This is a genomic window from Pseudomonas syringae group sp. J248-6, from assembly GCF_032586995.1.
Taxonomy (GTDB): domain Bacteria; phylum Pseudomonadota; class Gammaproteobacteria; order Pseudomonadales; family Pseudomonadaceae; genus Aquipseudomonas; species Aquipseudomonas amygdali.
Genome location: NZ_JAWHOP010000044.1, coordinates 1 through 1394, shown reverse-complemented (window position 1 = coordinate 1394; position 1394 = coordinate 1). Strand labels below are relative to the sequence as shown.

At 61.0% G+C, this 1394-nt stretch carries 1 protein-coding gene; it reads right to left on the bottom strand.

The genetic code is table 11. The annotated features are described in order from the left end of the window. Positions 1 to 1394, bottom strand: a 1394-nt coding sequence (locus RYC17_RS26770; protein ID WP_410478474.1) for a beta strand repeat-containing protein, incomplete at both ends; no start/stop codon positions are given.

Below are 1394 nucleotides of genomic sequence, written 5' to 3'. Positions count from 1 at the left end.
CCCTGCTGGGCCGTCAGGTTACCGGCCGCGTTGTTCAGGGCATTGGCTTTGATGGTCAGCCCGGCACCACTGTCGATCAGGCCGTTCTGGCTGTTGTTCAGCAGGCCCGCGACGGTCAGGGTCTGGCCGGTTCCGCTGGAGAGGATGCCGCCGCTGTTGTCGAGGCTGTCAGCGGTTACGCTCAGTGTGTTCTGGCTGACCAACGCACCGTTGCCGCCGTTGAGCAATTCACCGGTCAGGGTTGTAACAAGGTTGCCGTTGCGGCTGGACAAGGTGCCGTTGGTACGGTTATCGAGGCGGTTGCCGGAAACGTTCAGGCCCTGCCAGCCGGAAATCAGACCGTTCTGGTTGAGCAGGTTGGTCGCGTTGACTGTCAGCACGTTGCTGCTGATCAGCTTGCCGCTACTGTTATTGAGGGTGCGGCCATCGAACCTGAAACTCTGTGCGCTGGAGACCTCGCCAGACTGGTTATTCAGGTCGCGAATGCGGTTGAGGGTCAGCGAACCGTCTGCCGTGATCAAACCGCCGAGGTTGTTGAGGTCGTTGCCTTGCATGTCGATGGACAACCCGGCGTCGCCCATCACGCGTCCGCCGTTGAGCGACAGTGCATTGAGTACCAGGGTCATGTCGCGCGTGGCCGACACTTCGCCGCTGTTGCCGGCATCCAGGCTGCCCGCCGTCAGGTTCAGGGTGCCGGTACTGTTGATCAGGCCTTTGGCGGTGTTGTTGATCGATGTGGCGTCGAGGATCAGGCTGGTTCCGCCCAGCACCTGGCCGTTCTGGTTATCGAGGCTGGCTTTGCCCACCTTGAGCGCCTGAGCAGCGTTGATCAGGCCTTTGTCACGGTTGGTGAGCAGACCGGTAACCGTCAGGTCCAGGTTGTTGCGGCTGGTCAGCGTACCGCCCGTGTTATCGAGGGTATTGGCGGTGGCGTCGACACCGGCTGCGGCGATCATGCCTTTGAGGTTGGTCAGCGCACGGGCGATGCGCAGGGTCAGCAATTGGTTGCTGAGCAGTTTGCCGCCGCTGTTATCCAGTTGTTGAGCGTTGACGGTGAACGCCTGAGCGCTGGAGATTTCGCCGTTCTGGTTTAGAACCTCGTTGACGTTTTTCAGCAGCAGTGCGCCTGGCGCGTTGATCAAACCGCCCTGGTTGTCGAGCTGGCCGTTGTTCAGGTCCAGGCTCAAGGAGGTGTTGCTGAACAGGCTACCGCCCTGCTGACTCAGGCGGCTGACACTCGCGGTCAGTGCCTGGCTGCTGCCGATGCTGCCGCCATCGCTGTTGGTCAGTTGTGCGCTCGTCATGTCCAGACGATCGCTGCTGCTGACGCGACCGTTATGGCTGTTGTCGAAATTCCCGGTCTTGAGGGTCAGCAGGCCTTTGCCGCTGATGTT